Source organism: Acidimicrobiia bacterium, assembly GCA_029210695.1.
Taxonomy (GTDB): domain Bacteria; phylum Actinomycetota; class Acidimicrobiia; order Spongiisociales; family JAHEDJ01; genus JAHEDJ01.
This window is the reverse complement of the sequence record JARGFH010000003.1, coordinates 87,968-100,445: the sequence shown is the minus strand read 5'-3', so window position 1 is coordinate 100,445 and position 12,478 is coordinate 87,968. Positions and strand designations below refer to the sequence as shown.

The 12,478-nt window shown below is 61.7% G+C and carries 14 protein-coding genes; 8 read left to right on the top strand and 6 right to left on the bottom strand.

Annotated elements, in window-relative coordinates:
* The first annotated feature begins 93 nt into the window (after window positions 1-93).
* Window positions 94-1,491, top strand: coding sequence for a Na+/H+ antiporter NhaA (gene nhaA, locus P1T08_01860; protein ID MDF1594832.1), 1,398 nt, complete (start codon window positions 94-96; stop codon window positions 1,489-1,491).
* Window positions 1,492-1,510: 19 nt separating this feature from the next.
* Entirely contained in the window at window positions 1,511-1,687 is a 177-nt protein-coding gene (locus P1T08_01855; protein ID MDF1594831.1) for a hypothetical protein, read from the top strand.
* A gap of 3 nt (window positions 1,688-1,690) precedes the next feature.
* On the opposite strand, the gene P1T08_01850 is transcribed toward P1T08_01855, so the two are convergent.
* On the bottom strand, window positions 1,691-2,095 hold the full coding sequence (locus P1T08_01850; protein MDF1594830.1) for a CoA-binding protein: 405 nt from the start codon (window positions 2,093-2,095) through the stop codon (window positions 1,691-1,693).
* Between the two features lie 123 nt (window positions 2,096-2,218).
* Here P1T08_01850 and P1T08_01845 point away from each other — a divergent pair, with 123 nt between their 5' ends.
* Entirely contained in the window at window positions 2,219-2,623 is a 405-nt protein-coding gene (locus P1T08_01845; GenBank protein ID MDF1594829.1) for a thioredoxin family protein, read from the top strand.
* 105 nt (window positions 2,624-2,728) lie between these two features.
* Here the strand turns inward: P1T08_01845 and P1T08_01840 are convergent, their stop codons facing one another.
* The 3 genes from P1T08_01840 to P1T08_01830 all read right to left on the bottom strand — a co-directional run bounded on the left by P1T08_01840 (window position 2,729) and on the right by P1T08_01830 (window position 5,315).
* Window positions 2,729-3,514, bottom strand: a complete 786-nt coding sequence (locus tag P1T08_01840) for an ABC-2 family transporter protein (protein ID MDF1594828.1) — start codon at window positions 3,512-3,514, stop codon at window positions 2,729-2,731.
* Window positions 3,515-3,594: 80 nt separating this feature from the next.
* Window positions 3,595-4,311, bottom strand: a complete 717-nt coding sequence (locus tag P1T08_01835; GenBank protein MDF1594827.1) for an ABC-2 family transporter protein — start codon at window positions 4,309-4,311, stop codon at window positions 3,595-3,597.
* Complete coding sequence (locus tag P1T08_01830; GenBank protein ID MDF1594826.1) at window positions 4,308-5,315, bottom strand: ATP-binding cassette domain-containing protein; 1,008 nt, start codon at window positions 5,313-5,315, stop codon at window positions 4,308-4,310. Before P1T08_01830 ends, P1T08_01835 begins: the two co-directional genes overlap by 4 nt.
* A gap of 228 nt (window positions 5,316-5,543) precedes the next feature.
* Here P1T08_01830 and P1T08_01825 point away from each other — a divergent pair, with 228 nt between their 5' ends.
* The 4 genes from P1T08_01825 to P1T08_01810 all read left to right on the top strand — a co-directional run bounded on the left by P1T08_01825 (window position 5,544) and on the right by P1T08_01810 (window position 9,524).
* Window positions 5,544-7,133, top strand: a complete 1,590-nt coding sequence (locus tag P1T08_01825) for a S1C family serine protease (protein MDF1594825.1) — start codon at window positions 5,544-5,546, stop codon at window positions 7,131-7,133.
* Window positions 7,134-7,291: 158 nt separating this feature from the next.
* Window positions 7,292-7,636, top strand: coding sequence for a PadR family transcriptional regulator (locus tag P1T08_01820; protein ID MDF1594824.1), 345 nt, complete (start codon window positions 7,292-7,294; stop codon window positions 7,634-7,636).
* Window positions 7,623-8,423, top strand: coding sequence for an NfeD family protein (locus P1T08_01815; protein MDF1594823.1), 801 nt, complete (start codon window positions 7,623-7,625; stop codon window positions 8,421-8,423). Before P1T08_01820 ends, P1T08_01815 begins: the two co-directional genes overlap by 14 nt.
* A 111-nt stretch (window positions 8,424-8,534) precedes the next feature.
* Window positions 8,535-9,524 (top strand): SPFH/Band 7/PHB domain protein, encoded by a 990-nt coding sequence (locus P1T08_01810; protein MDF1594822.1) that lies wholly within the window; start codon window positions 8,535-8,537, stop codon window positions 9,522-9,524.
* A gap of 63 nt (window positions 9,525-9,587) precedes the next feature.
* Here the strand turns inward: P1T08_01810 and P1T08_01805 are convergent, their stop codons facing one another.
* Complete coding sequence (locus tag P1T08_01805; GenBank protein ID MDF1594821.1) at window positions 9,588-10,109, bottom strand: hypothetical protein; 522 nt, start codon at window positions 10,107-10,109, stop codon at window positions 9,588-9,590.
* 29 nt (window positions 10,110-10,138) lie between these two features.
* Entirely contained in the window at window positions 10,139-10,906 is a 768-nt protein-coding gene (locus tag P1T08_01800) for a hypothetical protein (protein ID MDF1594820.1), read from the bottom strand.
* A 308-nt stretch (window positions 10,907-11,214) separates the two neighbouring features.
* On the opposite strand from P1T08_01800, the gene P1T08_01795 reads away from it, so the two are divergent.
* A complete protein-coding gene (locus P1T08_01795) occupies window positions 11,215-12,354 on the top strand; it encodes a M20 family metallopeptidase (protein ID MDF1594819.1) in 1,140 nt (379 codons plus the stop codon).
* Window positions 12,355-12,478 lie beyond the last annotated feature (124 nt).

The window sequence follows — 12,478 nt, the reverse complement described above, 5'->3', positions numbered from 1 at the left end:
CACCAGCCCACCGGAGAGCGCGATCAGCGCGCGCTCCCCGACTACCCGACCGACGAACGGACTCGTCCGCGAACCTTGGTAGCCTCCTCGTTCGTGGACGATGAACGCGTATACCCAACCTGGCTTCATTCGGACCGGTTCGTCCCGCGCCGGTTCATGCAGCCGGTCATTCGATTCACGGAGACGGAAGCTGCCTCCGGGATCATCCTTCTCATCGCGGCGGCCGTCGCTTTGATCTGGGCAAATGCTCCATTCGGTGAGACGTACGCCACGTTTTGGGAAGAAACGCACCTCACCTTCCAGATCGGGGAGTGGTTCCATTTCGACGAGAGCCTCCAGCACTTCGTCAACGACGGACTCATGGTGCTGTTCTTCTTCGTCGTTGGACTCGAGATCAAACGCGAACTGGTCGTCGGCGAGTTGCGGGACCCGAAGGCGGCCGCCCTGCCGGCGATCGCCGCACTCGGAGGAATGGTCGTACCGGCGCTGATCTACATCGGCTTCGTGTGGGGCACAGGCGGCGAAGCGATGAACGGCTGGGGTATCCCGATGGCCACCGACATCGCCTTTTCAGTTGGTGTGGTGGCGCTGCTCGGTTCGCGAGTACCGACCGGAGCCAAGCTCTTCTTGCTGGCCCTGGCGATTGCAGACGACATAGGCGCCATCACGGTCATTGCGGTCTTCTATACCGACGACATGAACCTCGGATGGTTGGGGGCGGCCATCGGAACGCTCGTCGTCATCGAGGCTTCAAAGCGCTCGGGCGTCAGGAGCATGGTGTTCTACATACCGGCCGGAGTCGTTGCCTGGTTCTGCCTCCTCGAGTCCGGGGTGCACGCCACCCTGGCCGGCGTCGCGCTCGGTCTCATGACCCCGGCGCGTCCACTGTTCTCGAGCGATGAGTTCGACAACAAATCCCGCCGTATCCTCGATGTGTACCCGGCTCGAGCCACCACTCAGGCCGCCAGGGAGCACGTCGACTACGAGGCCGGCCAAATCATCTCTGTTGCACACGAGTCGATGGCACCACTCACGCGACTCGAGCACAAGTTGCTGCCGTGGAGTTCGTTTGTTGTCGTTCCGATCTTCGCTCTGGCCAATGCAGGCGTTCGATTCGCCGGGGTCGACCTCGTCGATGCCATCACCCATCCCGTTGCTCTCGGAGTAGGTTTCGGACTCCTCTTCGGCAAGATGTTCGGGATCACGCTGTTTACCTTCGCAGCGGTGAAGTTCAATATCGGAAAGCTTCCGGCCGGCACGACGAGAGCACACGTTTGGGGTCTCGCCCTTCTCGCCGGAATCGGATTCACGGTCGCTCTGTTCGTGGCGAGCCTGGCATTCGACGACCCGACACTGACCGATCGAGCCAAGACGGGGATCTTCCTGGGTTCGCTCCTGGCAGGCATTGCCGGCTACTGGCTGCTCCGTCGGATGAAACCATCCACCGGGATCGACAACGCGGTCGAAGATCCTGCCACCATCCGCCTCTAGCTGTCGCTACCGTTGAGGTATGGAACCCGCGCCGATCATCGTCTGCGTTGAGTGCGGAGGTCGCGCCCATCTCATCAGCTTCGCCCCGCCCGACCGGGAATACGAACCCGGCGATCAGTTGATTTACCGGTGTGAGGACTGCATGGACCGGTTCGATATCGTTCACGATGACATCGAAGGACCGGAAGACCTCTAGCGATCAACGACCCCTGCGTCTGAGCTCGATCGCCGGACAGCGGTCCATCACGACATCAAGTCCCGAATCCGTTGCCCGGACGGCCGCCTCTTCGTCGATCACGTCGAGCTGCATCCAGACGGCCCTAGCACCGATAGTGATTGCCTCATCAACGTGGGCGCCGGCCAGTTCAGACCTACGGAAGATGTCCACCACATCTACCTCGAAGGGAATCGATTCGAGATCGGGATAGCTCTTTTCACCGAGGATCTCATCTTCCAAAGGATTGACCGGAACGACCGTCATCCCGATGGACTGCAGCCGCACAGCCACCCGGTAGGAAGCGCGATCAGGATTGGCTGACAGCCCGACAACGGCCCAGGTCTTCGTATCGGTGAGCAGACGATCGATGGTCTTGGAGTCGTTCATGCGAGAAGAAGGTAGTCGCGAGACGCGAGCCGCGAGTCGCCGTTTGCAGCTATCGGGTGGAATCCGGGCATAATCGCGGGCTCGTTATTGTTGACCATCCTCGAAACCATCAAGGAAACCCGCATGATCTTCAAACGTCGGCAAAAGGCCGTACAAGCCAACTCCCTCGCGCAAATCGACGAGATGGTCGCGTCCGGCAAACCAGTGCTGATCGACTTCTTTCAATTCGGTTGCCCTCCCTGCAAAGTGATGGACGGCATTGTCGACGAAATCGCCGACGAGTTCGGCTCGAACGCCCACGTAGTCAAGGCCAACGTGGCAAACGTGCCGGACGCAGCCCAGCACTTCAAGATCCGATCGACCCCCACCTTCGTGCTCGTTTCAACTTCTGAGCGTCAGAAGAAGAAGAGCAAGCCGAACGGCAACCGGGTCGTCGCAACCCAGCGGTGGCGAGCGTCGGGTCTCGTGAAAAAGGATCAGCTGCGGCGGGTACTCGAACGCGAGGGCGCCGAGCCGATCGAGGCGTAGGGAGACGAGGGCGCCGGGCCACCCAAGGGGCCCATACGACTGAGCGGCCTGGCATCTTCGGCACTCCGCTGGGGCAATAGAAACGTAACCCGCTCCTACTTCTGCTCAGGCAGAGGCACCCGAATAGTGGCGCACCCCGTACTGCCATGCGGCCCGGGTGACCAGGAGCATGACTCCCGTCACGGTCACCGTCAGGGCCAGCGTTCCCCCGGTGAGCCGCGAGGTTAGGCCCTCGGCGGGGACCGTGATGGCAAAGGCCAGGGGAACGACGAACGTGAGGGTCAATCGGAGCCAGCCGGGGTAGATGGTGACCGGCCAGCGGCCCGCCTGGAACAGACCATTCAGCAGTTGAGCCGTGTCGTCAACACGAATCCACTTGAAGGCAGCCGAAGCCAGGATCATCCACATGCAGTAGAGGATGATCACCCCGCAGAACACGGCTACGAGGAATCCCAACACCTCGAACCAGGAGGTCGTTTCGACGATCCCGCTCACCGCCCAAACGATCACTACCGCGCCGACCACGACATCCACCAGTTGCCAGAACCGCAGGTTGCGGATGCTCACCATCAGCTGTGAGTCGACCGGTCGCGCCAGCACGTAGTCGAACTCGCCCTCGCCGATCGTGTAGATGAACTGAAACACATTCGGCTCGATGAACGTCCGCACGATCCCGGACAGCAGGATGTGAATGCCCATGACGGCCAGCAGTTCATGTCGACTCCAGCCGGCCAGGTTGTCGATGTGGGCGAAAACGAGGTAGATCGCCACCAGTCCCGTTGCCAAACGGATGGCCGAATCGACCAACTGGAGGAAGAAGTTGACCCGGTACTGGAGTTCATGCATGGCGCCGACCTTCCAGTGCATCGCGGCGAGCCGGAACCCGTTCACGAGCCCACCGCCGTGTAGCGCTTGATTGCGCGCCGCCAGGTCAGGACGATGGCACCTGCCATCAACCCCACCCAGAGGAACTACATGCCGAGGCCGATGAAAACGTCCCGATTGCTCAACTGTCCGATCAACACCTCTATCGGATACTGGAAGGTCCATTGAAACGGGAGCCAACCGGCCAGGCGCTCCACCCATTCGGGCATAACGGCCAGCGGAACCAATCGACCCGACAACAGCAACTCCGCCCCGATCATGATCTCGATCAAAGCCTGGGCCCGCGTCGTCCAGAAGCTGATGAGCCCCAACAGGAACAGCAGTGAGAATCTGATGATGTAGCCGAGCCAGATGGCCACAAAGAACACGAGGCCCTGGAGCAATGTAGGGCTGAGCTCCGGCTTGAAGATGAGCGAAAGGACGGCTGCCACCGGGAACCACAGCAAGATCCAGACGAACTTGAATCCGGCGAAGCCGGCCAGCTGCCGGTGATAGACGGCCACCGGATGCATGAGGTCGTTTGAGATGCGGCCGGACTGGATCCAGTAGTCCCAGGCGCCGGGAGCCAGCGCCAGGTTCATGTTCCTCACCAGCGTCCACACGATGTAGTAGGACGTGAACTCGGCAACGCCGTAGCCGCCGATCGGGCCACCTTGTTCGGCGACGGTTCGCCACACCACGAGGTAGACCACCGGCTCGATGAGAAACCCGGTCAAGCTGAAGAAGGCGGCCCACCGATACTGCATCTGATTGGCGACTGCGAACTTCATCTCCGCCGCATAGACGGAGACCAGCTTCCTCACGACCGGACGTCCTCTTCTTCTTCAGCCGCTTGGGCGTCGCCGATGGCGAACGCATGCTCGATGACGTCCTCGATGGGCGGATCTTCGATCGAGAGGTCGGTCACCGAGTAGTCGGCCAGCAGCCGGGCAGCCACCGAAGCTATCGCCTCCTTCGGTACCTCGAGCGTGGCCTTGAAGGAGTTCTGCTCCAGGACCCTGCCGAGATGGGTGAGCGTCCCCAACTCGCCGGCAACCGCCACCACGATCGTCTTGTGGGCCGTGAACCGATCGGAGAGGCCGGCGAGATCGCCGTCGAACAGGATGCTCCCGCGATGGATGACGATTACGCGTTCGGCGAGGGCGGTGACGTCGGCCATGTAGTGACTGGTGAGCAAGACACTCGCCCCGGTCGCGGCCGCGTACGTGGCGACGAACTCCCGGATCCGCTTCTGCATCGTGATGTCGAGCCCGATGGTCGGCTCGTCGAGGAAGAGCACCTGCGGGTGTGGCAGGAGCGAGGCGAGAATCTCGACCTTCATGCGCTCACCCAGCGAGAGGTTGCGGACGGGCTTGGTGAGGAGGCCGCCAACATCGAGCATCTCGACATAGGCATCCTTCCGTTGCTCGAAATCTCCCCTGTCGACCTCGTAAATGGCGCGACGCAGCTCCAGGGAGTCGGCCACCGGCAGATCCCATTGCAGGCTGTTGCGGTTCCCCATGATCAGCGCCACCCGGCGCAGGAACTCCGCTTGGCGGCGCTCCGGCCTGAACCCGAGCACGTGGGCCATGCCGCCGTCGGGGTACAGCAGGCCGGACAGCATCTTGAGGGTGGTGGTCTTGCCTGCGCCGTTCGGACCAAGGAATCCGACGATTTCACCCGGCTCGAGCGAGAAGCTCACCCCCTTGACCGCTTCAACCATCCGATGCTCGCGCTTGAACAGCGACCGCAAGGAATTCCGCAGCCCGGTCTCCCGCACCGGCACTTTGAACACCTTCTTGAGATCCTGAACGTCGACGGTGGGCATGACCACCAGCCTGGCATAGCCAACCGGGCGATGCGCGCCGTTTTCGGGGCAGGAGACCCTGTGCGTAATTGCCGGACCATGCGATCTGAGACGAGAAGCTCCTCCCGAAACAGCCCGGAGTCCTAATGAACCGGGATCTGTTGGCCGATACGTAGCATGGAACCAGCTACAACCCACCCGTCCCGTCTCGGGGTCGGGAGTTCGAACCTATTGATAGGGAAGGCCGTAATGAGAGCATCAGCCGTACGAGTAGTCGTCTTCGCCTCGATCATTTCCTTGATCCTGGCCGCCTGTGGGGGAAGCAGCGACGAGACGACCGTGGCTACCACGCCCGACACAGACACAACATCGGCTACAGCCGCTGAAACCACGACGACGGCGGCAACAACCGGGGCGGCAGGAACGCTCGGGGATGTCAAGGGAGCCACAGTCCGCATCGTCGCCTCCGGGACGTTCGTCGATCCCGACTACGGAACCCAGCTCAACTCGGCCGGTAGCGGTTCCGGGTTCATCATCGATCCGGCCGGAATCGCCGTCACGAACAACCATGTCGTCACCGGCGCCGCCTTTCTCCAGGTCTACGTTGGGGGCGAGACCGAACCGCGCAACGCCAAGATTTTGGGCGTATCCGAGTGTTCCGATCTGGCCGTGATCGACATCGACGGTGACGGCTACCCCTACCTCGAATGGTTCGACGGCGATGTCACTGCGGGGATGGACATCTACGCAATCGGGTTCCCGCTGGGAACCGAGGAGTACACAGTGCTCGACGGCATCGTCTCCAAGGAGAGAGCCGACGGAGAGTCGTGGTGGTCGTCCGTCGACAACGTGATCGAACACTCGGCCGACATCCTTCCCGGCAACTCTGGTGGACCCGTAGTAACCAAGGATGGCAAGGTTGTGGCGGTCAGCTACGCCAGCGACGCGGATGGTCAGACCTACGCCATCGGCCGGGCCGAAGCGTTCAAGGTGCTCGACACGCTGCGCGGCGGTGCGGATGTCACATCGATCGGCATCAACGGCCAGGCCATTGTCGGCGACGGCTACTCCGGCATCTGGGTAGCTTCAGTCGAGTCTGGTTCACCGGCCCACGAAGCCGGGATCCGTGGTGGCGACGTCGTCACTCTGCTCGAAGGCCTCGTACTCGCCACCGACGGGACCATGGCCGACTACTGCGACATTCTCCGCTCCCACGACTCTGCCGATCCGTTTGCCATCGAGATCTACCGGCCTGATACAGGGGAGTTCCTCGACGGCACACTCAACTCGGGGAATGAACTCGAGGTTGCCTTCTCCTTCAGCACGGAACTCGACGACGAGATCGTCGCAACCGGTGACATCTACACCGAATACGTGGAGATTTCGGACGATTCCTTCTCACTCTACGTCGATGTACCGATCGAGTGGACCGACCAGCAATCCGGGATCTGGAGCCTCGCCGACACCGATGTAGGTGTGCAGGTTCTCGCCTCACCGGACCTCGACGGCTACTTCGGGACGTGGACGACACCCGGAATCTTCTTCGGAGCGTCCACAACCCTCGGTGAAACGTGGACGATGGAGGACTTGCTGGATTACCACGGCTTCCCCGACTCTTGTGTCAGCGGCGGTCGGGATGCATACGACGACGGTTTGTACGCCGGTCTGTGGGAGGTCTGGGATTCCTGCGGTGGAACCGAATCGTCGATCGTCAACGTTGCTGCCCAACCTGCCGACGGGTCCTTCATGGTTCTCGTTCAGATGCAGGTGGTAACCGATGCCGATCTCGATGCTCTCGATCAAGCGCTGGCCACTTTCGTCGCCATCATGGACTTCTAGACCGTACCGAGGAGTCTGGGCACTGGGATGGTGCCGGCCCGAAAGGGCCGGCACCGTTCTGATTGATGGCCTGTGGGAGAAAGTTCCGGGCCCGACCAACCAGCTATCTTGCAGTGCAAGGTAATGACCGCTATACTGCATTACATGGTAGTGAAAAGATGAGCGTCGAACGTAGCTCCCAACTCCTCAAGGGCGTGCTTGACATGTGCCTGCTGGCGATCATCGCCGAGGAGCCGAGCTACGGCTACGAAATGGTCCGCAAACTGCATGAGCGCGGACTGTCGCTGGCGAGCGAAGGCAGCATCTACCCGCTGCTCAGCCGGCTCCAGCGACAGGAGCTCATCGAGGGCTACCTCGTAGCATCGACCGAAGGGCCGAGGCGCAAGTACTACAGGATCCTCCCGGATGGCGATGAACGCCTCGCCACCTGGAAGGCCGAGTGGCAAGAACTGACGGAAGGCGTCAACCGGGTGCTGAATGGAGGTGCACGTGTCGACCGATAGAACAGTGACGGAGATCGTCGCCGACTGCGAACGCTATTGGCTTCAGACGCGTGTGCCACGAAAAACCGCCGACGAGATGCGGACTGAACTGGAACAACACCTTCTGGAGGCGACGAGTGAGGGGAAATCTCCCTCGACGGTCGTGGGGCCGGACATCGCCACATTTGCCGAAGCGTGGGCATCGGAACAACGGGACCGCTCCGGCCAACTGCCCAGCTGGCAGGACGTCAAGAGCGGAAACTCTGAACGACGTCGGAACGCCCGGTATGCCTTGCTGGCATATGTACTGATTGTCGCGGCGATCACGGCGCTTGGGTTTGTAGTTGGAAAAGGAGATGAAGCAATGGACTTCGAGGTATGGCGCTGGGTTTGGACGATCCTCGCCGTTGTGATGCTCATCGGTGAGATGTTCACAGCGGGGTTCTTCCTGCTGCCGTTCGGCATTGGGGCGGGGGCGGCGGCCCTCCTCGCCTGGTTCGAGACCGGCCTGGCCGTGCAGTGGATCACGTTCTTTGCGGTTTCGATCATTTCGCTTCTCTATGTGCGCCGGTTCGTCCACCATCAGGACGACTTCGAGCCCACCCCGGTGGCGAGTAATCGCTTCCTCCATGCCAAAGCGATCGTCCTCGAGACGATCGACCCGCATGCAGGATCCGGCATGGTGAGAATGGAATCGGAGGAGTGGCGAGCAACCAGCGACGGGGAGGTCATCGAAGCCGGATCTGAGGTGCGCGTCGAGCGGATCACCGGATCGCGCTTGGTAGTGGCCAGGGATGAAACGACATGACACCCGCCGACCCACAGGAGGCACCCGTGGTGCTCCATTGACGCCGGGCCGCTCGTCGGTCGAGATGTTTGAAGTACACGAACGCACAGAAAGGAAGTAGCTATGGAGGCATTGATTGGACTTCTGATAGTCCTGGCCGTGATGGCCATCGTGATCGCCGCCACCGGCCTCAAAGTCGTCCGCCCGTTTGAGCAGGGACTCATCGAGTTCCTGGGCAGATATCAGCGGACCGTCGGAGAAGGCCTTCGCTGGGTGATGCCATTCGTGAAGCGCATGACCAAGGTCGACATGCGCGAACGGGTCATCGACGTACCTCCCCAAGAGGTCATCACGAAAGACAACGTGGTGGTCACCGTCGATGCGGTCATCTACTACGAGGCGACTGATCCGGTGAAGCTGACGTACAACGTACAGAACTTCGCCCAGGCGGTCATCAAACTCGCCCAAACGAACCTCCGTAACGTCATCGGTGATCTCCAACTCGACGAGGCTTTGACCTCCCGCGAGTTGATCAACACAACACTGCGCTCGATCCTCGACGTCGCCACCGACAAGTGGGGAACCCGCGTGGTCCGTGTCGAGATCCAACGCATCGAGCCTCCACCCGATGTCACCGACGCCATGCACCGTCAGATGAAGGCGGAGCGCGACCGTCGCGCGGTGGTTACAGAGGCCGAGGGTCAGAAGCGGTCGGCCATCCTCAAAGCGGAGGGTGTCAAGGAAGCGCAGATCTTGCGAGCCGAAGGTGAAGCAGAGGCCATCAAGCGAGTGGCCGATGCCGACAAGTACCAGAAGCTCACGGTTGCCGAAGGTGAAGGACAGGCCATCGAGCGAGTGTTCGGTGCGATCCACCATGGCGACCCGACTCCCGACTTGATCGCCATCCGCTATCTGGAAGCGCTACAAGGTATCGCCGACGGGCAGGCCACGAAGATCTTCCTGCCGCTGGATACCTCAGGCATCCTCGGGAGCATCGGAGCGATCCGGGACCTCTTCGTCGATGTGGAGCCGGCCGGCGTCGCCAAAGCAGGCCGGGTAACGGCGAGCTCTCCTGTCTTCGAGGCGGGCGAGGAAGCGCCACCACCGGAGCCCATGGGATGACGGCTCTGTAGAAGCAACGCAAGAACTAGTCGGCCGGTGGTTTCGACCACCGGCCGACTCGCGTCATCGATCCGGGATCAGGGACTCGGCCACCTCGAGCGCTTCGTCGGCTGAGGTGGGCGGATATAGGATGAGGGTGTACAGGTCACAGCGGTCTTCGCTCTCAAACCAGGCCACCGCCCAGATATCACCCGGCAGCGGACCGAGCGCGGCATCCTCTCGCACCACCTCGATACGCGCCGTGGGACCGGCCCAGGCTACGGGCGGAAGTGATCCGCGCACCAGCGCCATGACGGGTGCAGAGTCGGCGTCTACCCACAGCTTCAACGAAGTCCCGGGAATCGCGGTAAGCGGATCGTTGCCCAGGTCCTTCGGGGAGGTCTCCGCTCCGGCCACCCGCCCCGGAACGACCAGCGCCCGGTAGGGAACGTCGTCGCAAGATTCGAGCGTCGGGAGGCTCGTGGTCGAGACCGCAGGCGTCGTAGAGGTCGTCGTCGTGTCGGCGGTGAGCGCGACGGTGGTCGAGGCGGCCTCGCCGGAACAGGCGGCAAGGAGAAACACAACAGCGAGAAAGGAGCGAGCCACGCCAAGACCCTACACCCCCCGTTCTGGCGTCAGGAACCGGCCAGAATTGCGCGCTTTCTGACGCCAGAACGGTGGATGGCTGCCGCCAGGGCAGCTTCTAGCTCGGATAGCACTACTTCGGGGCGATTGATGAGATCCCACCACGTGTACCGAAACGTCCTCCATCCGAGGAGTTCTGTGCGGTTCTGAACTCGACGATCTTTGCGAAACGTGGGTCGGTCCATATGGAACGCCTCCGAGTCCAACTCGACTCGGATTCGATGGGCAGGGAATGCGAAGTCGGCCCGGCACACAAAACCCCAGTGGGTATCCTCGATGACGTACTGGGGAACGGGCTGAGGGAGCCGGACTCCCCAGATTCGACGAAAGAGGTCCTCGAGTTCGCTCTCGGTGAGACCGTCCCAATGCAATCGCTGCTCAATCAGGGGTCGGATGATCCCGACGCCTGCTCGACCCCTACGGCCAACCCTGCCGACGAATGCCTCTACGTCGGCCAGGGTCAAGGCCTGCTGCCGGATACCCCTCTCGAGTGCCTTTTCAACCAACCAGGGAGCGGAAGCACCCAGGTCGACGACCGTCCGAGCTGCCGTGGTCGTAGGTATGCCCTCGACGATCACCCGGTCTTCGGGGAGCAGATCCTTCGACTCATGAATTCGAAACGGCGGCTGCTGCGACCGACGCCAGCGAGGCATGACGATCTCAACCTGGTCGAGCGGACGGTCGAGCAACCCGTGGAGAGTGGCGGCGGTGGCGTGTGAGGCGAGCGCAGTTGGGCCGCCGGTGAGTGTGGCGCTCATGACCTCTTGATGCCACGAGGGTTCAACAACCGGAAATCGAAAGGTCCGAAACGCAATCCTCTCGAGCTTGCCGGACCTGACATGGCGCTCCACCGTCCTCGGGCCTACGCCGGCCGATCGAAGTTGATCAAGACTGATCAACCCGTATTGAGCACGTGCAGTTTCGATGGCAGATAAGAGCCCGGTCACATTGCCCAATATGCGGCACCCTTCCCCCGAAGTGAAGTAGGTCGCAACAAACCCCCGTTCTGGCGTCAGGAACCCGCCAGAATTGCGCGCTTTCTGACGCCAGAACGTAAGGTTGGGGGATGGATCGCAAGGCAGCCGCACAAGAGAAGTTCACCGCTGTCGAGGGCGAACTCCAGCAAATCAGCCGGTGGATGTATGACAACCCGGAAATTGCGTTTGAGGAATTCGATACCTCGGCCCGACTCTCGACGTTTCTCGAGGAGCACGGCTTCGCCGTCGAGTACCCGGCGTATGGACTCGATACGGCCTTTGTGGCACGGGTCGGGGACTCGGGGCCGGAAGTTGTGATCTGCGCGGAGTACGACGCTCTGCCCGGCGTCGGCCATGCCTGTGGTCACAACATCATCGCCACGTCGGCGCTGGGAGCGGGAGTCGCGCTCGCCGGCCTGGCCGACGAGCTCGGCATCCGGGTGACGGTGCTCGGCACACCCGCCGAAGAGATGAGGGGCGGCAAGGTCGACCTCATCGAGGCCGGCGCATTCGAGGGCACCGCCGCTTCGATGATGATCCACCCCTCCCCCGACGATGTGCTCGACCCCGACGTCCTCGCAGTTCGGCACATCGACGTGACTTTCCACGGGCGGGACTCGCACGCCGCCTTCGCTCCACAACTCGGTATCAACGCCCTCGACGCATTCGTGCAGGCTTACGTGAACGTCTCGACACTTCGACAAGCGTTCTACCCGACCGACAAGGTCCATTGCATCGTCACACACGGCGGAGACGCTCCCAACATCATCCCTTCGATGACGAAGTCATCGTGGTACGTCCGGGCCGGAACCAAAGCCAGAATGGTCGAACTGTACGACAAGGTGATCGCCTGCTTGGACGGCGCGGCCACTGGATGTACCTACGAGGTCGAGGAGATCGGCCACCCCTACGAAGACCTGGTCAACAACCCCGTCCTCGTTGACCGGTTCAACGCCAATATCTCTGCCCTCGGGCGGACCATGCTGCGTGCAAGCGACTTCGACCCAGGGGCAGCCGGTTCCACAGACATGGGCAACGTTTCCCACGTCGTTCCCTCGATTCACCCGTTCCTCGGCATCAACGCCGGCGGCCACGTGAACCATCAACCGGAGTTCGCCGCCCATACGGTGACACCAGACGGCGAGCGAGCAATCAGAGACGGCGCTCTCGCCATGGCGTGGACGGTGATCGACCTGGCGGAGCGCGACCTATGGGGTCAGCTGCGATGACGTTCAGAGGTTCGAGTCGGGCTTCATGTCGGGAACGTCATCGTCGAACCAACCGGACTGGTCGGCGACATCGTCTCAACCAACCATTCTGGCGTCAGAAATCAGCCAGAAATGCGCGCTTTCT

Coding starts and splice junctions, on each gene's coding strand:
- P1T08_01850 (MDF1594830.1), bottom strand. CDS start 2,095: ATGAACGACTCCAAGACCATCGATCGTCTGCTCACCGATACGAAGACC.
- P1T08_01830 (MDF1594826.1), bottom strand. CDS start 5,315: ATGCCCACCGTCGACGTTCAGGATCTCAAGAAGGTGTTCAAAGTGCCG.
- P1T08_01800 (MDF1594820.1), bottom strand. CDS start 10,906: ATGAGCGCCACACTCACCGGCGGCCCAACTGCGCTCGCCTCACACGCC.
- P1T08_01820 (MDF1594824.1), top strand. CDS start 7,292: ATGAGCGTCGAACGTAGCTCCCAACTCCTCAAGGGCGTGCTTGACATG.
- P1T08_01855 (MDF1594831.1), top strand. CDS start 1,511: ATGGAACCCGCGCCGATCATCGTCTGCGTTGAGTGCGGAGGTCGCGCC.
- P1T08_01795 (MDF1594819.1), top strand. CDS start 11,215: ATGGATCGCAAGGCAGCCGCACAAGAGAAGTTCACCGCTGTCGAGGGC.
- P1T08_01845 (MDF1594829.1), top strand. CDS start 2,219: ATGATCTTCAAACGTCGGCAAAAGGCCGTACAAGCCAACTCCCTCGCG.
- P1T08_01825 (MDF1594825.1), top strand. CDS start 5,544: ATGAGAGCATCAGCCGTACGAGTAGTCGTCTTCGCCTCGATCATTTCC.